24 protein-coding genes are annotated in these 25,539 nt (G+C 33.6%); 13 read left to right on the top strand and 11 right to left on the bottom strand.

All coding sequences use genetic code 11. The features are described 5' to 3' along the window. Positions 1–97 precede the first annotated feature (97 nt). From Q1A73_RS06880 to Q1A73_RS06870, 3 genes are all read left to right on the top strand, one after another. Positions 98–1,588 carry an FGGY family carbohydrate kinase gene (locus tag Q1A73_RS06880; protein ID WP_299603344.1) on the top strand — a complete coding sequence of 497 codons (1,491 nt, stop codon included), beginning with the start codon at positions 98–100 and terminating at the stop codon, positions 1,586–1,588. Between the two features lie 476 nt (positions 1,589–2,064). Continuing rightward, positions 2,065–2,307: a hypothetical protein gene (locus Q1A73_RS06875; RefSeq protein WP_299603342.1), complete on the top strand. Its 243-nt coding sequence runs from the start codon at positions 2,065–2,067 to the stop codon at positions 2,305–2,307. A gap of 137 nt (positions 2,308–2,444) precedes the next feature. After that, positions 2,445–3,566 carry a pentapeptide repeat-containing protein gene (locus Q1A73_RS06870; RefSeq protein ID WP_299603340.1) on the top strand — a complete coding sequence of 374 codons (1,122 nt, stop codon included), beginning with the start codon at positions 2,445–2,447 and terminating at the stop codon, positions 3,564–3,566. A gap of 8 nt (positions 3,567–3,574) precedes the next feature. Here Q1A73_RS06870 and Q1A73_RS06865 read toward each other — a convergent pair whose 3' ends face one another. Then, positions 3,575–4,003, bottom strand: a complete 429-nt coding sequence (locus Q1A73_RS06865) for a hypothetical protein (protein WP_299603338.1) — start codon at positions 4,001–4,003, stop codon at positions 3,575–3,577. Continuing rightward, positions 4,000–4,710 carry a methyltransferase domain-containing protein gene (locus Q1A73_RS06860; RefSeq protein WP_299603335.1) on the bottom strand — a complete coding sequence of 237 codons (711 nt, stop codon included), beginning with the start codon at positions 4,708–4,710 and terminating at the stop codon, positions 4,000–4,002. Before Q1A73_RS06860 ends, Q1A73_RS06865 begins: the two co-directional genes overlap by 4 nt. Before the next feature lie 54 nt (positions 4,711–4,764). On the opposite strand from Q1A73_RS06860, the gene Q1A73_RS06855 reads away from it, so the two are divergent. Further along, positions 4,765–5,361: a nitroreductase gene (locus Q1A73_RS06855; RefSeq protein ID WP_299603333.1), complete on the top strand. Its 597-nt coding sequence runs from the start codon at positions 4,765–4,767 to the stop codon at positions 5,359–5,361. A gap of 126 nt (positions 5,362–5,487) precedes the next feature. Here the strand turns inward: Q1A73_RS06855 and Q1A73_RS06850 are convergent, their stop codons facing one another. The 4 genes from Q1A73_RS06850 to Q1A73_RS06835 are packed head-to-tail and all read right to left on the bottom strand — an operon-like array spanning position 5,488 to position 8,319. After that, positions 5,488–5,853 carry a hypothetical protein gene (locus Q1A73_RS06850; protein WP_299603331.1) on the bottom strand — a complete coding sequence of 122 codons (366 nt, stop codon included), beginning with the start codon at positions 5,851–5,853 and terminating at the stop codon, positions 5,488–5,490. 53 nt (positions 5,854–5,906) lie between these two features. Next, positions 5,907–6,680: a TIGR03915 family putative DNA repair protein gene (locus tag Q1A73_RS06845; protein WP_299603329.1), complete on the bottom strand. Its 774-nt coding sequence runs from the start codon at positions 6,678–6,680 to the stop codon at positions 5,907–5,909. A 6-nt stretch (positions 6,681–6,686) separates the two neighbouring features. Beyond that, positions 6,687–7,949 (bottom strand): putative DNA modification/repair radical SAM protein, encoded by a 1,263-nt coding sequence (locus tag Q1A73_RS06840; RefSeq protein ID WP_299603327.1) that lies wholly within the window; start codon positions 7,947–7,949, stop codon positions 6,687–6,689. Then, complete coding sequence (locus tag Q1A73_RS06835; RefSeq protein WP_299603325.1) at positions 7,939–8,319, bottom strand: DUF559 domain-containing protein; 381 nt, start codon at positions 8,317–8,319, stop codon at positions 7,939–7,941. Before Q1A73_RS06835 ends, Q1A73_RS06840 begins: the two co-directional genes overlap by 11 nt. A gap of 165 nt (positions 8,320–8,484) precedes the next feature. Between Q1A73_RS06835 and Q1A73_RS06830 the strand changes: the two genes are divergently transcribed. Beyond that, entirely contained in the window at positions 8,485–9,252 is a 768-nt protein-coding gene (locus tag Q1A73_RS06830; RefSeq protein ID WP_299603323.1) for a LexA family transcriptional regulator, read from the top strand. Here the strand turns inward: Q1A73_RS06830 and Q1A73_RS06825 are convergent. The 5 genes from Q1A73_RS06825 to Q1A73_RS06805 all read right to left on the bottom strand — a co-directional run bounded on the left by Q1A73_RS06825 (position 9,249) and on the right by Q1A73_RS06805 (position 17,449). Further along, entirely contained in the window at positions 9,249–10,244 is a 996-nt protein-coding gene (locus Q1A73_RS06825) for a phosphatase domain-containing protein (protein ID WP_299603320.1), read from the bottom strand. The two genes, Q1A73_RS06830 and Q1A73_RS06825, sit on opposite strands and share 4 nt — an antisense overlap. Before the next feature lie 73 nt (positions 10,245–10,317). Then, on the bottom strand, positions 10,318–12,735 hold the full coding sequence (locus Q1A73_RS06820; RefSeq protein WP_299603317.1) for a sodium-translocating pyrophosphatase: 2,418 nt from the start codon (positions 12,733–12,735) through the stop codon (positions 10,318–10,320). Between the two features lie 111 nt (positions 12,736–12,846). After that, the gene (locus Q1A73_RS06815; RefSeq protein WP_299603314.1) at positions 12,847–13,377 is read right to left on the bottom strand and encodes an inorganic diphosphatase; all 531 of its coding nucleotides are present in this window, start codon (positions 13,375–13,377) and stop codon (positions 12,847–12,849) included. 205 nt (positions 13,378–13,582) lie between these two features. Continuing rightward, positions 13,583–16,081: a DUF5686 and carboxypeptidase-like regulatory domain-containing protein gene (locus Q1A73_RS06810; RefSeq protein ID WP_299603311.1), complete on the bottom strand. Its 2,499-nt coding sequence runs from the start codon at positions 16,079–16,081 to the stop codon at positions 13,583–13,585. Positions 16,082–16,471: 390 nt separating this feature from the next. Continuing rightward, on the bottom strand, positions 16,472–17,449 hold the full coding sequence (locus Q1A73_RS06805; protein ID WP_299603309.1) for a pyruvate dehydrogenase complex E1 component subunit beta: 978 nt from the start codon (positions 17,447–17,449) through the stop codon (positions 16,472–16,474). Between the two features lie 163 nt (positions 17,450–17,612). Between Q1A73_RS06805 and Q1A73_RS06800 the strand changes: the two genes are divergently transcribed. The 8 genes from Q1A73_RS06800 (at position 17,613) to Q1A73_RS06765 (ending at position 25,537) form a co-directional block, all read left to right on the top strand. Then, positions 17,613–18,359 (top strand): electron transfer flavoprotein subunit beta/FixA family protein, encoded by a 747-nt coding sequence (locus Q1A73_RS06800; RefSeq protein ID WP_299603307.1) that lies wholly within the window; start codon positions 17,613–17,615, stop codon positions 18,357–18,359. A 58-nt stretch (positions 18,360–18,417) separates the two neighbouring features. Further along, a complete protein-coding gene (locus Q1A73_RS06795; protein ID WP_299603305.1) occupies positions 18,418–19,386 on the top strand; it encodes an electron transfer flavoprotein subunit alpha/FixB family protein in 969 nt (322 codons plus the stop codon). An 88-nt stretch (positions 19,387–19,474) separates the two neighbouring features. Next, the gene (locus Q1A73_RS06790; protein ID WP_299603300.1) at positions 19,475–20,092 is read left to right on the top strand and encodes a bifunctional nuclease family protein; all 618 of its coding nucleotides are present in this window, start codon (positions 19,475–19,477) and stop codon (positions 20,090–20,092) included. 49 nt (positions 20,093–20,141) lie between these two features. Then, positions 20,142–21,848 carry a nucleoside transporter C-terminal domain-containing protein gene (locus tag Q1A73_RS06785; RefSeq protein ID WP_299603298.1) on the top strand — a complete coding sequence of 569 codons (1,707 nt, stop codon included), beginning with the start codon at positions 20,142–20,144 and terminating at the stop codon, positions 21,846–21,848. Between the two features lie 157 nt (positions 21,849–22,005). Then, positions 22,006–22,830, top strand: coding sequence for a thymidylate synthase (locus tag Q1A73_RS06780; RefSeq protein ID WP_299603295.1), 825 nt, complete (start codon positions 22,006–22,008; stop codon positions 22,828–22,830). A gap of 24 nt (positions 22,831–22,854) precedes the next feature. Continuing rightward, positions 22,855–23,283 (top strand): energy transducer TonB, encoded by a 429-nt coding sequence (locus Q1A73_RS06775; RefSeq protein WP_299603292.1) that lies wholly within the window; start codon positions 22,855–22,857, stop codon positions 23,281–23,283. Positions 23,284–23,383: 100 nt separating this feature from the next. Further along, the gene (gene egtB, locus Q1A73_RS06770; RefSeq protein ID WP_299604657.1) at positions 23,384–24,550 is read left to right on the top strand and encodes an ergothioneine biosynthesis protein EgtB; all 1,167 of its coding nucleotides are present in this window, start codon (positions 23,384–23,386) and stop codon (positions 24,548–24,550) included. A gap of 12 nt (positions 24,551–24,562) precedes the next feature. Next, positions 24,563–25,537 (top strand): L-histidine N(alpha)-methyltransferase, encoded by a 975-nt coding sequence (locus Q1A73_RS06765; protein ID WP_299603289.1) that lies wholly within the window; start codon positions 24,563–24,565, stop codon positions 25,535–25,537. Positions 25,538–25,539: the final 2 nt, after the last annotated feature.

The raw sequence follows: 25,539 nt of genomic DNA, 5'->3' as shown, positions 1-25,539 counted from the left end.
TACGAAAACTATTAAACCCAATTTTCGGTGATACTTTAGAAATAAGTTTTGTTTCGCCTAAAGAAATGAAACTTTTGTATCTGAAATAAAATAACACATGTATTATATAGGATTTGACATAGGAAGTTCATCAGTAAAGGCAGCGTTAGTTGATGCTGAAACAGGAAAGTCTGTAGCATCTCTAAGTGAACCCGAAGAAGAAATGAATATCATCGCTATCGAGAAAGATTGGGCAGAACAAGATCCAGAATTATGGTGGCAATATGTATGTAAAGCCTCTAAGAGGTTATTAAAAGAAAATACAATTAATCCTAATCGGATTAAGGGTATCGGAATTGCATATCAGATGCATGGATTAGTAATTGTAGACCATAATCATGATTTAATTCGAAATTCTATTATTTGGTGTGATAGCCGTTCGGTACATATTGGAGAAGATGCTTTTGAGAAATTAGGAGAAGATGTATGTCTAAATAATCTACTAAACTCACCAGCTAATTTTACGGCATCTAAATTAAAATGGGTACGAGATAATGAACCGGAAAGTTACGCTAAAATTCATAAGTTTTTGTTACCAGGAGATTACGTTGCTTTTAAGTTTTCAGGGGTTTTAAATACTACCATTCCTGGTTTGTCAGAAGGGACATTATGGGATTTTAAAAAGAAAAAATCGGCAAATTGGTTATTAGAACATTTCGAAATAGATACTAACATCGTTCCTGATATTGTTCCTACATTTTCGAAGCAAAGTGTACTTTCTGAAGATGGTGCCAAAGAAAGTGGTTTAGAAGCTGGAATCCCTATTTTGTATAGAGCGGGAGACCAACCAAATAATGCTTTATCACTAAATGTTTTTAATCCAGGAGAAGTAGCTGCTACCGGTGGTACTTCTGGAGTTTTGTACGCAATTACGGATAATTTAGAAGTAAAAGAAGGCGTAAAAGTCAACAATTTTGCACACGTAAATTATACAGAAGAACATGCTAGTATAGGTAAGTTGCTATGCATTAATGGAGCTGGGATTCAATATCGTTGGTTAAAAAATAACTTGAATTTAGAAACCAACTCATACCAAACCATGAATTCCCATGCATCCAAGGTTTCGGTAGGTTCTAATGATTTACAGCTCATACCTTTCGGTAATGGAGCAGAAAGAATGTTTGATAATAAAACTTTAGGAACACATATCTGTAATTTAAATTTAAACAAACATACACGGTCACATATTTTTAGAGCAGCGCTAGAAGGGATTGCATTTTCATTTATTTATGGTTTAGAAATTCTTAAAAAAGACAATGTAGATATCAAAGTCATTCGCGCAGGAAATGATAATCTATTTCGATCAGAAATATTTTCCAATACCGTAGCAACGTTGATCAATCAAGAGATTGAGATTTATAATACTACAGGAGCGATTGGAGCTGCCAGAGCTGCTGGGCTAAGTGATGGAACTTTTGAAGATTTTGGTACTATGATTACCAAGAATGATCATGTGATGACTTATCATCCATTACAAAATAGAGACAATTATAAAGAAGCATATTCTCGTTGGAAAACAGAATTAAATAGGATTTTAATAAACAAATAATATAAATAGCCTTATCAATAAATAAAGAATATTGTAAAGGAATTAGTTGTATTGATTATGAAGGCCTGGTGTTGTGTAATGTATTGATTTTGTGTTCTTTTAAAATTGCACTGCGCGTACTAATATAATTACTTATGTAAACTTGGTTGATAATTTCTTATCAGAGGACAAAGGTTCTTTTGGATGGATTCAGAACAATCGATTATTAGCGTTGATATTAATTTGAAAGGTGAATGCCATGATTGAGAAACAATAGAATTTGGCATAAAATTTGGTTTATTTGATAAAACGACAATAATTGTTTTCTCTTCTTTTAATCCCTTTATATTTTAAAATTTAATTTTGAATTTTAAAATATAAGGATACTACTGCCCAAATCGATGAAACGTGCTTTTTATCGGAAATCCTCATTTTTCTACACGTAGATATTCATTCTTGAAAGCTTAGAATACTAAATTTCATTTCAATTTTTGAAAATGGACCAGAATCATTTAAGTATTCAAGAAGAGCTTAGTATATCAGATTTAAGAAAGGTAATTCGTAATCTGATTACTTTCATTGTGGTTGATGGTAAAGAATATGTGAATGATTCTGATAAAATAGATTACGTAAAAAGTTATGTAATGCTTTTAGCAAAAATAATAAATCAAGTAGACCAAGAAGAACATACTTCTTTAATAGAAAATATTTCCGACGATATCGCTAACTATATAAAGTAAGGGTATGGTTTTTGGACTATATTTTATTATGTTAGATTTGGAAAGCCTTTTTTGATTAAAAGGCTTTCTTTTTTATTTGGAGTGAATCTATTAACTTTAATATATTGAAACCGTTATAATCTAAACCCCTCAATATAGTGTCCGAACAAGAACGAATACAACAGTTAGAAAAGGAAAATAAAATTCTTCAAAGTCAGCTAGATCAAATTAAGCAAAGAAGAGAGAAGAAAAAGAATGTTGGTTTTTGGTTGTTAAAAAAATCTAGTGTTCCATTACTGGGAATTCGTCTCAAAAAAAGCATTAATAATGCTATTAATGAGTATAAAGAAACAAATACTGTATCTGTGGATACCGTATCTGATGTTTCTTCTAATATTATTTGGAGAGTTACAAGAATTGGTTTGTTTGGTGTTTTAATTACATTGATCCCTTCTATTATTTTAATGTTTCAAACTTGGTTGGTAATTAATCAAAATGTTTTAGTAGGTAACCAAAATGCGTTAATAGAAGCGGAGAGAAGGTCTTCTCTAGTGTTTATAATGGATAATTTACTTTCTGATTTAAGTGAAGAATTAAAATATAAAGGATCGAGTGAGCGCAACATAAGTCCAGTGTTAGAAGCTAGAATTGCTAGTTTGACTAGGGCAATGAAACCCTATAAGTACGAAGAGGATGGCAAATTGATCGATGAGAAAATAAGCCCAGAGAAAGGACAATTGTTATTTAGTTTAATTCGAAGTAATCTTGCGGATCAGTCATATAGAGAGATTTTAGATGCTTCGGATTTTAGTTATACCTATTTTAAAGATATATTTTTAGGAAGAGGAGTGAACTTAAAATATATTAATCTTAATCATTCAAATTTGTCAGAAGTAAACCTTCCAGCGGCCAATTTAGAGCGTGCTGAATTGGTGGAAGCAAATTTGGAACGAATTAATCTTTCAGATGCTATATTAAAAAGGACAAATTTTACAGAATCAAATTTAAAATATTCTGAATTGCTAAGTGCCGATCTTACAAATGCTAAGCTGTATGGAGCTGATCTTACAGAAGCAGATTTAACCGAAGCCACCTTGTGGGGAACTAAATTGGAAGATGCAAATTTAACAGATGTGATATTGGATAATGTTATTGTGCACCGTCAGGACTGGATTACTTATGTAAAAGATTCTCTGGATCTAAAAGGAGCCAGTGATATTCAGGAAAAATACAGAGTAAAAAAACAAGGGAAACAGCAATTTATTCTTATTAAAAAGTAGAGAAGTACTTATTTTTTAAAAATGGCACTGTGTATTTTACTTACTAACCAGTTTCCAGCTGGAAAGTATAAGGCAAAAAATAGAGCCATTCCCAAACTAAAATTTTGAGGATTAAATAATTTATCCAAGATGTTATTGGGATAGACATATGAAGTTTGCAGCCAATATCCTAAAAACTCCAGTATTCCCATGGCTACTAATCCATATGCATATTGATTAAAAAAATTATATTCTTTTAGTAGTATAGAAATAGGAATCATATATAAAATATAACAGCTAATTACTTGCCACCAATAAGTAAATCTTGCGATTTCCATTTCCGCTCCGAACGCATTCATTCCAAGTCCCCAGGTAAAATAGACTAGAATGTAAGTTAATAGAAGGGTTTTTGGAGTATTCTTTATATTGTTGAAATGGTTTAATAAAATTTCTTTCATTGGTGAAGATCAATTTTTGTTAAGGTTCTAAACCAGAATTTTTTATCTACTTGATACTTTTTTACTTCTGATTTTTTTAAAATAGATTGTAATTCGGCAACAGTAAAAGCTCTTTTAATAGCTGTCAATCCATCAGATTTAGCCATCGATGATAGTGGTAATATAAAACTAGATAGTTTAAATAAGATGTAAGCAACTTTACTTCTTTTTAGTTCACTAAAGATAAGATGCTTAATTCCTTTTTGTTTTGTTTTCTTAATGAAGTCAACCAACTCCATATCTCGAAAATGATAAATAAAGTGACTACTAATTACAATGTCACATTTGGGTATAGTAAACGAATCATCTAGTATGTTTGCTGTTTCATATGTAATTTCATCGTGATACGCATATTTGGAATTTGCATAAGCTATGCTCTGAGGATTTCCATCAATTCCTAATACTGAAACTTTTATTCCAGCTTTACTTAAGCGATTATAAATTTTATAAGCAGTATCTCCACCACCACAACCTAGATCTACAATTTTTAAGATTTTTCCATCATATATTTTAGAACAATAATCGAGAGTCGTTTTGGTTAATTGCCTATGATTGCCAAATAAACTATTTACCAACTGTAGACTGGATAAAGTATTGTGTAAAATAGTACCTGATAGCGATAGGTTGTCTAATTGTTCTGAGGTATGAAGACGAACTTGGAAATTCAAAATATATAACTTAGGATTTGTTGTTATTCGTCTCGATAATAATAATAACTTTACATGAAAAGTGTAAAATTAATGAATAAAGAGTATTTAAACCAGATAATAAGAGAACGAAGAGCTATTTTTCCAGCACAATATAATGATCAACCTGTTTCTGAGGAATTTATCAAATTACTATTAGAAAATGCAAACTGGGCACCTACACATAGATTAACAGAACCGTGGCGTTTTAAAGTTGTTAGAGGAGCGGCAAAGGATCGTTTAGGAACCTTTTTATCGGATACCTACACCGATATTACACCAGAAGATAGTTTTTCTCCTTTTAAACATAAGAAGATTAAAAATAATTGTTCGTTGGCAAGTGCTATCATTGCGATATGTATGAAACGTGATGATAAAGAAAGGGTGCCAGAGTGGGAGGAAATCGCTGCCACGTCAATGGCGGTGCAGAATATGTGGTTAACCTGTGCAGCGCATCATGTAGGATGCTATTGGAGTAGTCCTGGGCTTATAAAGTATATGGATGAATTTTTTGATTTTGAAGAAGGTGAAAAATGTTTAGGATTTTTGTATTTAGGAAATTATGAAGACGATGATTCTATTTCTTCAAAGAGAAGTCCAATGGAAGATAAAGTAATATGGTTGGATCAGTAACGTCTTTCAAACTTAATTAAGAAATTAATACACCTTTCGGAAAAGGGTTAATTCTGAATAATAAAATCTTTTAAATAAAAAACCATCTGCCATAGGCAGATGGTTTTACATATATATTACTATATATTATTGCTTTTTCAAGGCGTCAGCAGCTTTATTAGCTCCGTCTTTCACTGCGTCTTTTGCAGCATCAACTGCATCACCAGCAGCTTCTTTTGCAGCGTCAACAGCACCGTCAACAGCTTCACCAGCAGCAGCTTTAACAGAATCTACTACTTCTCCAGCAGCTTCTTTAGCCTCTTCTACTGCTTCACTAGCAGCTTCTTTAGCTTCCTCTGCAGCATTTTTCACTTCTTCTTTAGCTTCCTCTGCAGCATTTTTTACTTCTTCTACAGCTTCTTCCGCAGCATCTTCAGCTTTTTTAGTGTCTTTACAAGACGTAACTGATACTGCAAACATTAGAGCGATTGCTCCTAAAAATAATCTTTTCATAATTGATAGATATAGTTAATTGGGTTATTCAACGTCAAATTTAACATTTTATTTTAATATTCGTTTTTTTCTATCAAGTATTTCCAGTACCGCTTTGGAAGATGTTGTATATGTAGTTTTGAATTCTTTCGGGATTTTATATTTACACTATCATAATAAGATTTCCATAGTTTTTGAAAATCCATTTCTTGTGCGGAGTATACATCTTTTTCAATCGTTGTTCGTAGTTTAGAAAAAAAGTCTACTGTAATGAATTCTATATTGATGAGATTGTAGCATATACCGTATCCTCTTTTAATGTCATATATAATCCATTTCTGATCTGCATATCTGTCTTTGAAATGGCGTATCAACAATGGTAAGACATTGAAATCTGGTTCTACTGTGGCAACATAGTAATCATCTTTTGTTTTTTTAAATCGTACAAAGGCTTCCATGCGGTGTTTTTCTCTTTGTACCATTTTGGCAACTTGGCTAATTTTTAAAATGTCTTTGTTACTATAATCTAAACCTATGTTTTGCGAAGTGTCAAAAATATTTTGAATATAAGATAAAAGGGTGTTTTCTACACCTTTGATCTCACTTAAAAAAGCCTTGAAAATTGCTCGTTTTTGTGGTTTCGGAACTTTTTTCCGTAGGCCATCCCATACTCTTTTTGCCTTTGTTTTATCTGTATGGACAATTTCGGAAATTGTAAATAGTTGGTTGTTTTCTTCAGATTGCTTCTGTATTAGTGGTAGTTGTATTTTTTGTTCATATACCATAAATACGCACGACAGAAACCCATCAAAACTTCCATCGTATTGTAATATAGTATGAGGTGCCATGATTAATTATGAAAAGAGACTTAGTTGATTACTAAAGTGTTTTTGATGCTTACTATATGAATTACGGAGTATCACATTTTTAAGTCGAGTAGGAGAAATGTCCTTGTGGTAACTATCTTTAGAATCACAGGTGATAAAGTACTTTGCTCTATTTAGGGAAATGCCTATTGCTTTTAGATGACTCCAATTTAATTTTCTAAATTTTCTAGCTTGTATTATTTTATAAACTGATTGCATTCCTATTCCAGGTACTCTAGCTAATAAATTTTTGTCTGCCTTATTGATGTCAACCGGAAAGGTTTCTGGACTTCTTAACGCCCAACTGAGTTTTGGATCTATGTCTAGGTCGAGATTTTTGTGATCGTCGTTTAATAACTCTTGAATGGAAAACCCATAAAATCGCAATAACCAGTCTGTTTGATAGAGTCGGTTTTCTCTCAGAATTGGAACTTCTGTATGTATTGACGGTAACCGATCATCTTTACTAATAGGAATGTATCCAGAATAATATACCCTACGCATATTGAATTTTTTGTAATAGTAGGTAGCTGAGTACATGATATCTCTATCACTTTCTCCAGTTGCTCCAATGATCATTTGTGTACTTTGTCCAGCAGGAGCATATTTGGGAGTACTTTTTAGTAGTTTTCGTTCGGCTTTATACTGTATAATCTCATTCTTCACCTTATTCATTGGTTTAATAAAGTCTTCATGCTTTTTATCTGGAGCGAGAAGTTTTAATCCTGATACAGTAGGTATTTCGATGTTTACGCTAAGACGATCGGCGTATAAACCAGCTTCTCTCATCAACTCATCACTAGTGCCCGGAATAGATTTTAAATGGATATAACCGTTAAAGTTTTCTTCTAATCGTAGTTTTTTGGCAACTGCTATTAACCGTTCCATGGTATAGTCAGAACTTTTAAAAATTCCTGAACTCAGAAATAATCCTTCTATATAGTTTCTTCTGTAAAAATTAACAGTTAAATCTACAACTTCCTGAATTTTAAAAGCAGCTCTTTTAATATCATTACTTTTTCTCGTTACACAGTAAGCACAATCAAAAATACAGTGATTGGTGAGTAAGATTTTTAATAAAGAAACACATCGTCCATCTTCTGTATAACTATGGCATATGCCCATTGCTGTAGTGTTACCAAGACTTTTTTCTTTGTTAGCTCTTTTAACTCCACTACTTGCGCAGGATACATCATATTTTGCAGCATCTGCAAGAATTGATAATTTCTCGCGAATTCTGTCAAACGACATAAGATGAGGTATTTTGCTGATTTATGAGATGTTTTAATGCTCTAAAAACTTCCTCTATATCTACAAGAATTTGATGATCGGTAAAACGAAGTACCGTAATTCCCAAAGAATGAATATGTAATTTTTTTGGAGCATCTAAGTTGTACACGTCAGAAAACTCATGCGCGTACCCATCAATCTCAATTGCGATCTTAAAAGCAGGACAATAAAAATCAAAGGTGTAATTATTTATTCTATGATCCTGAAGAAAGTAATATCCCTTTTGTGTCAATCTTCTATGTAATTCTTCTTTTACAGGTATAGAATTGTTCAAAGAATATCGTATTGTTTTTTCAGATTCTGGTCGATGTAATAAGATTTGTGGTATCATAGATGATAGTAAACTAGTAATTTTTCCAAATTTATGGAATAATTCCAAAAAAATAAAAATGAAATTATGTTAAAATTGGAATTATTCCAAAAAATAGTATATTTGTTAAGAATGGCTCCAAAACCTAGTGACAGAAATGTATGCTAATAAATAAATCGAAGTTGTATGGATAATATAACCAACCAAACCATTCAACGCTTCAAATCTATTCGCGAGGAAAATCATTTTACACAATCTGATTTTGCCAGAGTTTTAGATATTAAAAATTCTACTGCGGATATAGAAAGAGGGAAAACCAAAATTTCGGGAAAAGTTGTTTCTAAACTACTTCAGGAGTTTGGAGTAAATCCTCTTTGGTTGTTTGGTGAAAGTGATCAAAAAAAAATTCAGTTACACAACGGTGATGTTTCACCAAAGATGGTAACCGTAGATTCAGAGAATAATGAAAACATTGTTCTTGTTAATGTAAAAGCCGCAGCTGGCTATCCTCATAATGTACAGGATGTGGATTGGTATCAGCAATTACCTGCTTTTGATATTCCCCTTCCGGAGTATAGAAATGCTACTTACAGAGGTTTTCAAGTAGAAGGTGATAGTATGCTACCGGTACTTGAGCCTAAAGAATGGGTGATAGGAAAAGCTGTAAATAATCTTTCTGAAATAAGAAGCAACGCATTGTATGTAGTAGTTTTACACGATAGTGTTGTGGTAAAAAAGGTTAGGAAAAATGATGATTCTTCTGCATTAACCTTAATTTCTTTAAATACAGATTATCTTCCTTACTCTATAAAGGCACATCAAATAGTAGAATTATGGGAGGTGAATAGTAAACTAAGTTTTAATATCGATGCAAATTCGGATACAGCAAGTATAAAACAATTGCAAGATGCAATGTTGGCTCTTACATCGGAAGTACGAAGTTTAAAAAATTAGTCTATAAATCCTTGTTCTCTTGCATGTTCTTCTGCTTCTAATGAAGAGTGGGCAAGCAGTATGGGTGCAATATCGAAAGAATCAATAATTTTTTTGATTCTTCTCTCTTTGCGCTTATGATTTACGCTTCTTAGATAAATTGCTAATATTCTATTAGGATATTTTTTTGCAATATTCGTATAGATATCTGCATCTTTCTCTCCGCTATCTCCTATTAAAATAAATTTCATATTAGGATATAATTCCAATAGGTTGATTATTTCTGTGTACTTGTGAGGTGTTTTTAGTTTTGGAGTTTTATCCAAAAATGTTCTAAAATCCCTGAGTAAAATGGGACCTTTAGGAAAAGCGTGTATTTTTAAAAAAGCACTTAGATAGTCATATAAATTCCAGGGACTGTTGCTCACATAAAAAATAGGATTAGTCGTTTTTGAGTTTTTACCTTTTCTTAATTTTTGATAAAACTCAACTGTTCCTTCTAGAGGGAGGCGTCTATCAAAATTTTTGAAAAATGTATTAGCAATAACCCTCCATTTAAACAATGATGCTACACCTGTATGTAAAATCGTATCATCAATATCACTGATAACACCATAGGATGCGTTCGCTGAAGGTACTAACATGCTGCCTTCAAAAATATTTGATTGAATAATTTTTTTGTTCTGGATTTTATAAGAAACGGTATAAGGTATCCATCCTTCTTCATTAATTAGATTATCCGTGTTAATGGAATTTTCATCAAAATGATAATAACCTTCTAGATCTGTTATCGTTGTGAATGTTTGAGTTTCAGAAAGCTTCAATTCAATAGGGACCTTTTTAACCTCGTCACTTTCAAATTGCTTATAAATATTATAAAGAGTTCTAAATGTTTTCGTGTTCCCATCAAAACGAATGTTTTCATCTTCTAAAGCTCTCCCGGTAGCTCTAAGCCTAGAGTTAGTTCCATAGCCAAGATAGGTGTTGATTCGTAAGGGTTTTTTCTTAAACATTCATTCGGCGTTGATCCATAAAGATAAAAAACCTCGCTAATGGGCGAGGTTTTTTAATCTATTTCTTTTACAATTATTGTAAACTGGCCTTAATTTCTTCAATTTTAGCTTTTACTTCTTCTTCTGTTCCTTCTAATTTTTTAATTTCGGTTGAAGTTTTACCGTTCATAGTCGTTTTTATAGATACTTCTGCTTTAGCTATATCGCCATCCATTTCCATAGTAACTTCAATTTGTTTTTGAATTTCTTTTGAAGAAGTGTCTTTTGATTTTACTATTTCAATTTCTTCATTTACGACTGCAACCGCAGTTTCTGATGTGTGTCCACCTAGAATAGGAGCAATAACAAGTCCTATAAGACAGGTTAATTTGATTAATATATTCATAGATGGTCCAGAAGTATCTTTAAAAGGATCTCCAACGGTATCTCCTGTTACTGCTGCTTTGTGAGCATCAGATCCCTTGTAAGTCATTTCTCCATTGATTTCTACACCAGCTTCGAAAGATTTTTTAGCATTATCCCAAGCACCACCAGCATTATTCTGAAAAATAGCCCATAGCACACCACTTACTGTAACACCAGCCATATATCCACCTAACATTTCTGCAATTGCTTGATGATTCATTCCAAAAATCATGGGAATAAATGCAATTGCCAATGGGAATCCTATAGTTAGTAATCCAGGTAACATCATTTCTTTTAATGATGCTTTTGTAGAAATAGCGACACATTTATCATATTCTGGTTTCCCGGTTCCTTCCATGATTCCAGCAATTTCTTTAAATTGACGACGTACTTCATATACCATTTCCATGGCTGCCTTTCCTACAGCGTTCATAGCCAATGCAGAGAATACAACAGGTACCATTCCTCCAATAAATAACATTGCTAATACCGGTGCTTTAAAAATATTGATTCCGTCAATTTCGGTAAAAGTAACATAAGCAGCAAATAATGCTAGAGATGTTAGCGCAGCAGATGCAATAGCAAAACCTTTACCAGTGGCAGCAGTTGTATTTCCGACGGAGTCTAAAATATCAGTGCGTTCTCTTACGATAGGTTCTTGTTCGCTCATTTCTGCAATTCCTCCTGCATTATCTGCAATAGGTCCAAAAGCATCTATGGCTAATTGCATTGCTGTTGTAGCCATCATTGCAGAGGCCGCCATTGCAACTCCATAGAAACCTGCGAACGCGTAGGATGCCCAAATAGCACCAGCAAACAATAGTACAGAAGAGAAAGTAGAAATCATACCTGTAGCTAATCCAGCAATAATATTGGTTCCAGCTCCAGTACTTGATTTTTGTACAATTTCTAAAATCGGTTTTTTACCTAATCCTGTGTAGTATTCAGTAACGGCAGAAATAACTCCACCTACGAAGAGACCGACTAAAGTTGCATAAAATACTCGCATAGATGAAATATCAACAAGTCCTTCTCCAAAAAATTCCATTTTCATAGTTTCAGGAAGCATGTAAGTACATAACGCAAAACAAGAAACAGCTACCAAAGCAATTGAAGTCCAGTTTCCTATATTAAGAGCTCCCATTACTTGAGCTTCTTTAGCTTCATTGGTTTTTATTTTTACTAGCATTGTTCCAATTACAGAAATAATAATTCCAGCACCAGCAATAGCAACTGGCAATAATACTGGTCCAATTCCATTAAATCCTTCATTAACAATGTTTCCGCCCATGTCTTTTATGATATAGTTTCCTAATACCATGGCAGCTAAAACGGTTGCTACGTAAGATCCAAATAAATCAGCACCCATTCCGGCAACATCTCCAACATTATCTCCAACGTTATCAGCAATGGTGGCAGGGTTACGAGGGTCATCTTCTGGAATACCAGCTTCTACTTTACCTACAAGATCGGCTCCTACATCAGCAGCTTTAGTATAGATTCCACCACCAACACGAGCGAACAATGCTATAGATTCAGCTCCAAGAGAAAATCCAGCCAATGTCTCCAATACAACAGTCATATCCATAGTGTTGGTCCATTCTCCACCCATAAAGAAGTGAAAAAATATGATAAAGAAAGCTGTCAATCCTAGTACCGCTAAACCAGCAACACCAAGTCCCATAACAGTACCACCTCCAAAAGATATTTTAAGTGCATTAGGTAAACTAGTTCGGGCTGCTTGAGTAGTTCTTACATTTGTTTTGGTAGCTATTTTCATACCTATATTACCAGCAAAAGCAGAGAAAACCGCTCCAAAAATAAAAGCGATAACAATTAACCAGTGAGTAGTTGGGACTATAAATGAAACTATAGTAAGTAATACACTAACTATTATAACAAATATCGAAAGTAATTTATATTCAGCATTTAGGAATGCTAAGGCACCTTCATAGATGTGATCTGAAATTTCTTTCATTTTACCATCTCCAGCATCTTGTTTCATTACCCAAGATTTTTTAACTAGCATATAAATAAGCCCCAGTGCTGCCAAAACAATTGGCATATAAATCATGTTTGATTCCATTAAAAGTCTTTTTAGTTAATTAGTCGCTAAATGTAATAAAATCATATAAATATAAAAAGCGCAATGTTTTATCAAAAACATTGCGCTTTTTTAGTATTTTATAGCTCTTGGTTAGTGTATGCTAAATAATCCTTCAGGTTTATCTTGTATATCCTCAAAACGTTTAACACAAGCTTTGATGATTTCTTTGGCTTCATCTATATTACCCCAGCCACCAACATCTACTTTCTTTTCTTCAAGATCCTTGTATACCTGGAAAAAGTGTTCTATCTCTTTAATCAAATGCGGGTTCATTTCTTTCAGATCAGCTAATTTACTTGCTATTGGATCTGCAACTGGTACACATATTATTTTTTCGTCAGGACCTTTTTCATCCGTCATGTGAAAAACTCCGATAGGTTTAACTTCTATAACACATCCTGGAAAAGTAGGTTCCGTTACCAAAACTAATACATCTAAAGGGTCACCGTCTAATGCCATAGTTTCAGGAATGAAACCATAATCAGCGGGATACATCATTGATGAAAAAATCATTCGATCGTAACGGATTTTTTTTATATCGAAGTCATATTCGTATTTATTACGACTTCCTTTTGGTATTTCGATAAGTACATCGAAACTTTCGCGTGTTGCTGCGCTCATATTCTAATTCTCATTTTTATGGGCGGCAAATATAAGTATTACAAGGGGTTGGTTAAAATTTATTCCCAAAAATAACACGGTTTTTTACTAAATTTTAATGTTATCGTAACCTAAAAGGTTTTCGTAAAAATCAATTCTTTCATTTTTAGAAAAGAAATAAAACTCTAAAGATGAATAAAAGATAAAGTGTACTCCAAAAATATACCTAAAAATAGAATCCAAAAGAACCTGTGACACCAAAATCACGAGCATCCGGATTATCGAAATAATTGCCTCGGAAATGGAAATCAATTCTGAAAATTTTAAATATATTTCCAACCCCAACGCTATATTCCCAATAAATTTCTTCATCGGGTGCTCCAACGGTTTGTAGAAAACCAGATGCATCCAAAGAAATGTTTTCATCTGATAATTCACCCCAAACCCCTCTAACTCCAACAAGTTCTCGTAAGTTTAGTTTTCGAAGCAAAGGAATTCTAGAAAATATTCTACCATTGAAATTATGCTCTATATGTACTGCCGCATATGTGTCGGTAACGAATTCGTAAAAATTAAGTAGTGGAAATGTGTTTTGAATAGATAAATAGGTTTGGTTACCAGGCACGACACTAAGTAATCCTAGAGGAACTTCTCCGAACGTTTTTCCTAATTCTATGGAACTATTAAGTACTCCGAAACCTCCAATATTCCAGGGTTGTCTATAGAAAAATTGAACTTTTTGATATTCAAAATCGCTTTCTAATATGTGATCCAGACCTACGGAATAGTTAAGAAATAGTTGCGCATAATCACCGTCATTAACCGTTATTTTATCAACTCCATATCCTGTAGTTTTTCTTCCAGGATAATAAGCGAGTGTTGTAGCTATCTCTGCCTGAGTGATTTCTGATTTCACCTCTCCAGTATCTGGATCAAAGAAATCTAAGCTAAATAAATCTCTATCAGCCGGTTTCAAGGTTCTATAGGACCCAGTGACACCGATAGTAAAGTTTTTTCTAGGTTCTATTTGCATAGAAAATGCAGATAAGTTGATCGAAGTAAGTCTATTATTATCTCCTGTGGCAACAATAGAAGAAGATGCTAAACTCCTTCCTTCTACATCGTTAGTGTTGGTGAGACTTGCTCCTAGCTGTTCTACATCACGGCGATTACCGGCAGAAACAATTAATCGCGATTTTCTGTCCACCAGGTATTTACCTGAGACTCCGTACTTAAATTTATTGTCTCTTAAACCATAAGCTCCATAACCTTCAATCCTCCATCGATCATTCGCCGTAAAATAAGTGCGACCTCCAGCTCGTAATCGGAATCCTTCGATAGCATTGAATCCTACTGTGGAGAATAGCGGACCAAAATCCCATCCATTAAATTCTACATATCCTGTTGCTAAAATAGTTCCTACATTGTAGAGCCTTTTAAAAGCTTTAACCGTTCTTAACGTATCTAGAAGTTTATAGACTTTCTTTTCATCTTTATTTAATTCTTCCATCCTGGCATTTGCCCAAAAGGAGTCATCACGATTATAAATGTCTTGATTATACGGATCTACCTGGCTCTGATAAAATTTTTTATCTTTCTTTTGATCGAATTTATAGTTGTCATATAATGTGGTGCGTTTTCCATAAACACCTCTTGATTTTTCTTTCTTGTTAAATGCAAAATCAGATTGAAAATAATCTTTAGTAATTAAGAATATGGAGTCATTAAGCACATCAAATTCCTGTTCTATGTACAAGTCTTTTACCCAGTTGATATTGGCACTTTTAGTTACCTCTAGGTTGATCTCTTTAATCGCCCAAGTAGTATCATTTACCCAAAAGTCTCCTTTGAAGGTAAGCTCATTTTTACGCCTAGGATAATATACAATATTATAGCACCATTTATTTCCAATATAGGCACTATCAGTAAGCACATAGTTATATACGTTAATCCCTGTTCTTGACAAAGGACTGGTGAAACTCTTGTCGAAAAACTTTAGGTAGTTGTCATAGATGTTATAATCAGAATAAAGATCTTTTACAAAAGCAATTAATGTTTGATTATCACTAAATCCTGCATTTTTATTTCCCTTTAGTACTTCTTTAAATTCATTTATCTCATTATCACCATAAACTTTAGAAATGGCTTCATTAAGAAATATAGGTAGGTAGGTTTTACCAGTGATTCTTGAAGTATCGATATCTTCAAAAATAAACTCCATACCATTAAAAATTCGACTGTTTACCAGAGCGCTATCTATGGTATTAAGGTCAAACTCTAACTTTTCATACTTGTCGTAATTATATTGTTTGAACTTTTTGACACCATTTTCCCTGCGATTTTCCCAGATTTTCCGAAGTATATCAATAGCAGGATTGTTTTTTTTGGAGGTTTTTCCTTTATAAATGACAACTTCATCCAATGATGCTGCTTCTTCCTCGAGAACTACTTCCATATTGTAGGTAGTTCGTTTCGTTAGTTTTACTGTTTTGGTTTGAAAACCTAAGAAAGAGACTTTAATGCTACTATGATTCTCGTCAGACTCCATGTAGAACTTACCATTTTCATCAGTAATAGTACCGATAGTTGAGTTAACAAAAACTATGTTGGCAAATGGAACTGCTTGTTTGTTGCTGTCGTAAACATATCCGCTTACTTTGGTTTGTGCAAGAATGAAGGAGTTACTACATACTAAAAATAAAAACCCTAAAACCCAATATCTCATCTAATATTCTTAAATAATTATGATGACACAGTAGTTCTTAAATAACAATCAATTTAAAATAATAAAGGTTCGTATTCTCATTTCCCTATTATCTTGAAATTTTCAACTTGAATTCAATTACCACATATTCATCAATAAATGTAAATGTTGTTTTTTCTAAAACACACCAATATAAAAATACCCTACTATTTTTAAGCACAAATTTAAAAATGCTTTGCAAAATGATTAATGCAAAACATTTTTAATGTGTAAAAAAATCAATTTTGTATTTCAAAGTACCCTTATATCGTTTGTGTAAACTCGTTTTGTTTTATCAAATTTCGAGCCAACATTTATTAAGCGAATCAAAATTTTTTAAAAAACTTGAAGCGCAAATTAAAAGGGTTCAGTTTATTTATACATTACTTTTTTGACAGCTTTAACAACATCTGTACTATTCGGCAACCATTCTTCTAATAAAACAGGAGAATATGGAGTAGGGGTGTCAGCCGTATTTATCTTTATAACAGGTGCGTCTAGATAATCAAAAATGTTAGATTGAACCTGATAAGTAATCTCAGATGCAATATTTGCTAAAGGCCAAGCTTCTTCTAGAATAACTAACCTATTTGTTTTCTTTACCGAAGTAAAAATAGCTTCTAAATCTAAAGGTCTCACAGTTCTAAGATCAATGATTTCGCAAGAAATATTGTCTTTCGCTAACTCATCGGCAGCTTTATACGCCTCTTTAATAATCTTCCCGAAAGAAACGATAGTAACATCGTTACCTTCTCTTTTAATATCAGCAACACCTAATGGGATAGTGTATTCTCCTTCAGGAACTTCTCCTTTGTCACCATACATTTGTTCGCTTTCCATAAAGATCACTGGATCATCATCACGAATTGCCGATTTTAATAATCCTTTTGCATCTTTAGGATTAGAAGGGATAACCACTTTTAATCCAGGAGTATTAGCAAACCAGTTTTCAAAAGCTTGTGAGTGAGTAGCACCTAATTGTCCTGCAGAAGCTGTAGGTCCTCTAAATACGATTGGAACATTAAATTGACCACCACTCATTTGTCTCATCTTTGCAGCATTGTTAATTATCTGATCAATTCCAACCAATGAGAAGTTAAATGTCATAAATTCTATAATAGGACGGTTACCATTCATGGCACTACCTACGCCTATACCAGAAAAACCAAGTTCAGAGATAGGAGTATCGATTACTCTGTCTGGTCCGAACTCATCAAGCATGCCTTTACTAGCTTTATATGCTCCGTTATATTCGGCAACTTCCTCACCCATTAGGTAAATGGATTCATCTCGTCGCATTTCTTCGCTCATTGCTTCACAAATAGCTTCTCTGAATTGTATCGTTTTCATTTATAAATATTTAATTTTGTGCTACACGAAAGGCAAAAGTAGCAATTAATAGGCGTTACCAAATACAGAAAATTAAAAAATTTATTATGCATGCATAGTAAATTCGACATTTTATTTGTACCTTCGCTTTTATTATTAAATTCTCAAAAAATACCTATATAAAATGAAAATATTAGTATGTATTAGCCATGTGCCAGACACAACTTCTAAAATTAATTTTACAGAAGGAGATACGAAGTTTGACACAAATGGAGTACAGTTTGTTATTAATCCTAACGATGAATTTGGATTAACGCGCGCTATGTGGTTTAAGGAGAAGCAAGGAGCTTCAGTAGATGTTGTAAATGTAGGAGGACCAGAAACTGAACCAACTTTAAGAAAAGCTTTAGCAATAGGAGCAGATAATGCAATAAGAGTAAATACTGAAGCTACTGATGGATTTTATGTAGCTAAACAGTTAGCTAAAGTAGTTCAAGATGGAGGATATGATCTTGTGATTGCAGGAAGAGAGTCAATAGATTATAATGGTGGAATGGTACCTGGAATGTTAGCTGGACTTACAGGAGCTAATTTTATCAATACTTGCATTGGATTAGAAATAGATGGGGATTCTGTAACTGCTATTCGCGAAATCGATGGAGGAAAAGAAACTTCTACTACAAAATTACCATTAGTTGTTGGAGGACAAAAAGGATTGGTTGAAGAGAGTGATCTTCGTATTCCGAATATGAGAGGAATTATGATGGCACGTAAAAAACCACTTACGGTTGTTGAGGCTGTTGAAGCAACTCAGGAAACCAAAGCGGTTAAATTCGAAAAGCCAGCACCAAAAGGTGATGTAACACTAGTTTCTCCTGATAATGTAGGACAATTAGTAGAGCTATTGCATAACGAAGCAAAAGCAATTTAATAAAATACAAGTTTAAAGTAATACCTATTAACATAGGTTCAACATAAAAAAAATAAATATGTCAGTATTAGTATATACAGAAAGTGAAGGAGGAAAATTTAAAAAGGCTGCTTTCGAAGTTGCGTCATATGCAAAAGAAGTAGCTAATATGCTTGGTACTACAGTTACTGCTGTTAGTGTTAACGTTGATGGTAGTAGTGAACTAGGTACATACGGAGTTGATAAAGTATTAGAAATTAAAAACGATAAGTTAGCGACTTTTAATGCAAAAGCGTATGCAGATGCTTTAAAGCAGGCTGCAGAAAAAGAAGGAGCTAAAGTTGTAGTGCTTAGTTCTAGTGCAGATAGTAAGTTTTTAGCATCACTTTTAGCGGTTAATCTTAATGCAGGATATGCGTCTAACGTAGTAGCATTACCCGAGAGTGCTTCACCTTTTACAGTAAAAAGAACTGCTTTTACAAACAAGGCATTTAATATTACCGAAATCACGACTGATGTGAAAATTATCGGACTATCTAGTAATGCATTTGGATTGAAGGAAGCTTCTGGAGCTGCTGCTGCTGAAGGTTTTGATCCTTCATTAGCTGATGAAGATTTTGCAGTGAATGTAACGTCTGTAGATAAAGCAACAGATAAAGTGTCTATCGCAGATGCAGAAGTTGTAGTTTCAGGAGGTAGAGGTCTTAAAGGGCCAGAGAACTGGGGTATGATCGAAGAGTTGGCAGATGTACTTGGAGCTGCAACAGCGTGTTCTAAACCTGTGAGTGATATGGGATGGAGACCGCATGGAGAGCACGTAGGTCAAACAGGAAAACCAGTAGCTACTAACTTATATATAGCAGTAGGGATTTCTGGAGCAATCCAGCACCTTGCAGGAATAAATTCTAGCAAGATAAAAGTAGTGATCAATAACGATCCAGAAGCGCCATTCTTTAAGGCTGCAGATTATGGTATTGTTGGTGATGCCTTTGAGGTAGTACCGCAGTTAATTGAAAAATTAAAGGAATTTAAGGCGAATAACGCATAATTTTCATAAATTGTGCCCAATCAAGGGCTGTTTGAACTTAGGTAAAAGTCCATTTGTTCAAACAGCCTTTTTTTTATTGAAAATTACTATGAGTTTAGTTCGTCTGAACATAAAAGGAATATCTTACAGTCAAACCCAAAATGGTGCTTATGCATTGATTTTAAGTGAGGTGGATGGAGAAAGGAAATTGCCAATTGTGATTGGTGCATTTGAAGCACAGTCTATAGCTATTGCTCTGGAAAAAGAAATTAAACCTCCTCGTCCTTTAACGCATGACCTGTTTAAAAATTTTGCAGATCGATTTGATGTAGTCGTGAAACAGGTAATCATTCATAAATTGGTAGATGGCGTTTTTTATTCAAGTATTATCTGCGAAAGAGATAAGATTGAAGAAATAATAGATGCTAGAACCAGTGATGCTATAGCACTAGCCTTGCGATTCCAGGCTCCAATTTTTACGTATAAAAATATTCTTGATCAAGCAGGAATTTACTTAAAAGTAAATCCTAAAAAAGATGGTGAAGATGAATCAGAAAGTTTGTTGGTAGATGAATTGGTTTCTGATGATGTGGAAATGGTAGGAAAAGAAACTAGTTATCAGGATTTATCTTTAGAAGAATTAAATCGTATGCTAGAACAAGCAGTAGCTAATGAAGATTATGAATTGGCAGCTCGAATACGAGATGAAATCTCGAAAAGAGGATAATTTTGATTTCTAATTGTTCCGAAATATTATAATATTACCTTATTGATATATGAAAAAAGGAGTACTCTCTTTCCTATTATCTTTTTTTGCATTTACAATTATCTCAGCGCAATCCATAGAGAAAAAGTGGATATTAAAAGATGTAAAAGGAGATAATGAAACTATTTTTCAAGTTGGAGATAATGATTATCTGGATTTTCAAAATGGTGTCTTTTCTTATGCATTTGAAGGAAATTCTGAAAAGCTTACAGGAGATTATCTTGCTCAAAAAAATGTCGTATTACTGTTCCCTGAAAAATCAGAAGATTCTATTATTAAATATAGATTGAAAAGTATCACGGATACTACCTTGGTTCTATCAAAAAATAACCTTTCCTATTCATTTGTTGTAAAACCTAGTGATCCTGAAACCCCAGTTGTAGCTGAACAAGGTGATGCGCTAATTCCTAATCAAGGTTTTTCTTTTTCAAGTTTGTGGAGAGGAGTTCTAGGAATGCTGGTATTATTAGTTATTGCATTTTTGTTTAGCAGTAATAGAAAAGCTATAAATTGGAAAACTGTTGGTTTAGGTCTGGGATTTCAATTAATAATAGCTATTGGTGTTTTAAAGGTTCCATTAGTACAGACGATATTTGAATGGGTTGGAAGTCTTTTTGTTAGTGTTTTAGACTTTACGCGAGCAGGAAGTAAGTTCTTATTCGAAGGACTAGTGGTAGACATGGATACTTTTGGTTTTATATTCGCTTTTCAGGTGTTACCAACTATCATTTTCTTCTCGGCGCTAACATCACTATTATTTTATTTAGGTGTTATCCAAAGAGTAGTGAAGGGGTTAGCTTGGTTATTGACAAAAACATTAAAGATATCTGGAGCTGAAAGTTTAAGTGTTGCAGGTAATATCTTTTTAGGGCAAACAGAAGCTCCTCTATTAATAAAAGCCTATTTAGAAAAGATGAATAGGTCAGAAATTTTGTTAGTTATGGTGGGTGGAATGGCTACTGTAGCGGGAGCAGTGCTGGCTGCATATATTGGATTCTTAGGAGGTGATGATCCAGTTCTAAGATTACAATTTGCTAAACACTTATTAGCAGCATCAGTGATGGCGGCTCCTGGAGCGATTATTATCTCTAAAATACTATTTCCCCAAACAGAAAAAATTAATACAGACGTATATGTTTCTTCAGAAAAAATAGGATCTAATATACTGGATGCTATAGCAAATGGTACCACTGAAGGTCTTAGGCTAGCAGTAAATGTTGGAGCAATGTTATTAGTTTTTGTGGCATTTATTGCTATGCTAAATGGTATTTTGGGATGGGTAGGAGATATTACTTCTTTAAATGCTTGGGTAGCTTCGAATACGGCATACCAAAGTTTATCCCTTGAACTTATTTTAGGATATCTTTTTGCACCATTAATGTGGTTAATTGGTGTTGCTAAAGAAGATATTGCTTTAATGGGGCAACTTTTAGGAATAAAATTAGCGGCTAGTGAATTTGTGGGGTATATACAATTGGCAGATTTGAAAAATGTAGCGAATGCAACACATTTAACATACAACAAATCGGTGATAATGGCTACCTACATGTTGTGTGGTTTTGCTAATTTTGCTTCTATCGGCATACAAATAGGTGGTATAGGATCTCTTGCTCCAAGACAACGAAAAACATTGTCGGAGTTTGGGATGAAGGCACTAATTGGAGGTACGATAGCTTCACTTTTGTCTGCTACAATCGCAGGAATGATTATTGGTTAATAGAAAGGGATTTTTTTTGCTGAAACTTCAATGCTAGAATAACTTTTACAAGTATTTCATAATCTAGCTATTAAAAGATTGCTCAATACCTATTTTTCGTATATTTGACGGAATTAGTAGAACTTTAACAAACTCAAAAGAAAGTCAGAAAGGGAATATGAAGCAATATTTGGATCTGGTACGTCACGTACTGGAGAATGGAAATGAAAAAGGAGATAGAACCGGAACAGGAACAAAAAGTGTTTTTGGGTATCAAATGCGATTCGATTTGAGCGAAGGGTTTCCAATGGTAACTACCAAAAAACTTCATTTAAAATCTATAATACATGAATTATTATGGTTTTTGAAAGGAGATACCAACGTTAAGTATTTGCAGGATAATGGTGTTAGGATTTGGAATGAATGGGCAGATGAAAATGGAGATCTGGGACCGGTATATGGATATCAATGGAGAAACTGGAACGGAGATGAAATTGATCAGATTCAAGAAATTGTAGAAGCTTTAAAAAAGAACCCAGATAGTAGGAGAATGTTGGTTTCTGCATGGAATCCAAGTGTCTTGCCAGATACGTCTAAATCATTTTCTGAGAATGTGGCTAATGGCAAAGCTGCGCTACCACCTTGTCATGCATTTTTTCAGTTTTACGTAGCTAATGGGAAATTATCTTGTCAGTTGTATCAGAGAAGTGCAGATATATTTTTAGGAGTACCTTTTAATATAGCGTCATATGCATTATTTACAATGATGATGGCACAGGTAACTGGATATGAAGCTGGCGAGTTTATACATACATTTGGAGACGCACATATTTATAATAATCATAAAGAGCAATTAGAATTACAGTTGTCTAGAACACCGAGAAATTTACCTACCATAAAGATTAATCCAGAGGTAAAAGATATTTTTGGCTTCGTTTTTGATGACTTCACATTGGAAGACTATAATCCGCACCCACATATTAAAGGTGCAGTTGCAGTTTAACCCCCAAATTTAAACTGAATTACTATGAAGAAACTATTACTTATTATTACAATTTTATGTTCCACCTTCTTGTTTGCTCAGGATAATATTATTCTTTCCAAAGAAAATGCAAATGAAAAGGGGATTACGCCAATATGGCCAAAATGCGATAAATCCAGACAAACACCTATTAAGTGTTTTGATAATAACCTGCGAAAGCATATCATCTCTAATTTTAGATATCCAGAAATTGCCGCTAAAGAAGGCTTGGAAGGTACAGTTACCGTAGAATTTATTATTAATAATAAAGGTAAAGCAGAGGTGATTGATGTAAAAGGTGGGCACAGACACTTGCAGAGAGAAGCTGTTAGGATCGTTAGAGCAATTCCTAAAATGAAACCCGGAAAGTGGGGAAAAAAGCCGATAGCTATAGCATATGAAGTGCCAATTACCTTTATAAAACCTAGTAATTAATATTCCATATTTAACAATGGATTAACTCCTTTATTAGGTAGATACAGCTTAAAAATTATTAAATTTGAGTGTATTCGTAAATCGAATACACTCTTTTTTTATGGTAATTACTGATAATTTGCTATCTTCCTTGTTAGAGACAAGAGCTCATACAGAAGAAATTTGTTCCCCGCTTCAGATCGAAGATTACGTTGTGCAACCCATCGTTGATGTATCTCCACCGAAATGGCATCTAGGTCATACTACTTGGTTTTTCGAAGAATTTATTCTTACAAGATATTATGCTGATTATAAAAGGTTTCATGAAGACTTTGCCTTTGTATTTAATAGCTATTATGAAAGTATCGGAAAACGAGTAGTGAGAACCAATCGAGGTAATTTATCTCGTCCCACAGTCAATGAGGTATATCAATATAGAGATTATGTCACCAATCACTTGCAGGTACTTCTAGAAAGTATGGAGGATGAAGAATTGAGATCTCTTGTAGAAATTGGAATACATCATGAGAAACAGCACCAAGAGTTATTGCTAACGGATATTAAATTTATTTTGGGTAATAATCCTTTACTTCCAAAATACAGTAGCACTTTTGATGAAAATCCGAATAGCAGTGCTTCTGATAAATATCACTTTATTGACGAAGGTATTTATGATATTGGTTATAAAGGAGAAGACTTTTGTTACGATAATGAGTTGGGAGTTCATAAAGTGTTTCTAGAAGCATATAAAATAGCAAATGATCTAGTAACTAATAAAGAGTACTTAGATTTTATTAATGATAAAGGATATGAGGATAGCCTTTTATGGCATGCTGAAGCGTGGGATTGGCTTAACACCGAAAAAATAAAAACCCCTTTGTATTGGCATAAGATTCACGGAGAATATCATCAATATACTTTACAAGGACTGCAACAATTGGATTTAAATGCTCCAGTGACACATTTATCCTATTATGAAGCTTTTGCGTATGCACAATGGAAAGGAGAACGTTTGCCGACAGAATTCGAATGGGAAGTTGCCCATAAATTATTTGATTGGGGATTGCGATGGGAATGGACAGAAAGCGCCTATTTACCATACCCTAATTATGCTAAAGCTCCAGGAGCACTCGGAGAATATAACGGAAAGTTCATGGTTAATCAAAAAGTACTCCGAGGAGGTTCCATAGCAACTCCTAAAAATCATACAAGACCAACATATCGTAATTTTTTTCACCCACAACTAAGATGGCAATTTAACGGATTGCGATTAGTAAAAAGTAAGTAATTCCCCTTTTACATGAGTTCAAAAGATCAAAGCGTTTTAATGTGTACTTTCGGAAAAGAAGTACACGAAGGATTAACTAGTTTTCCAAAATATCTTTCATCTAAATATTTTTATGATGAAGTTGGTGATAAGCTTTTTCAGAAAATTATGGCATTGCCAGAATATTATCTTACCAATGCCGAGTATGATATTTTTAAATTACATAAAACGAATATTTTAAAGAGTTTTGATCCTTTTAAAAAAGGGTTTGATTTAATTGAACTTGGCGCTGGAGATGGAAAAAAAACTAAAGTGTTATTAAAAGAATTATTGAAAGAGAATTATGATGTAACATATCATCCGATTGATATTAGTAAGCATGCTGTTGATGGATTGGTAGAAAATCTTTCTTTAGAAATACCGGAACTTCAGGTAAAAGGTCAAATAGGAGAGTACTTTGAAGTATTGGATAGGTTGAAACACATAAGTGTACGTAAAAAGGTGATTATGGTTTTAGGTTCTAATATTGGTAATCTCTTACACCCAAGAGCAATTCAGTTTTTAAAAAAATTGAACGCGGTAATGAATGCTGATGACGAAGTTTTTATTGGATTTGATCAAAAAAAACATCCACAGAAAGTTTTAGATGCTTATAACGACCAAACAGGTGTAACAGCTGCTTTTAATAAAAATGTCTTAACAAGAATTAATAAAGAACTTGGAGGTAATTTTGATGTTGATGCTTTTATGCATTGGGAAGTATATGATCCCGAAAGTGGTACCGCAAAAAGTTATTTGGTAAGTAAAAAGAAGCAAACAGTAGATATTGATTGTTTAGAACTACAAGTGCATTTTGAAGCTTGGGAAAGTATACATACAGAGATTTCTCAGAAATATGATGATGATACTGTGAAATGGCTGGCAAAAGAATCAGGCTTTGTTATTACTAATAATTTTACGGACGAAAATGAATATTATAAGAACTATGTGTTCAAAAAGTCAGAATAAAA

The sequence above is a fragment of the uncultured Aquimarina sp. genome (assembly GCF_947492115.1).
Classification (GTDB): domain Bacteria; phylum Bacteroidota; class Bacteroidia; order Flavobacteriales; family Flavobacteriaceae; genus Aquimarina.
Note: the sequence above shows the minus strand (reverse complement) of the source record. Positions and strands in the feature narration are given on the sequence as shown.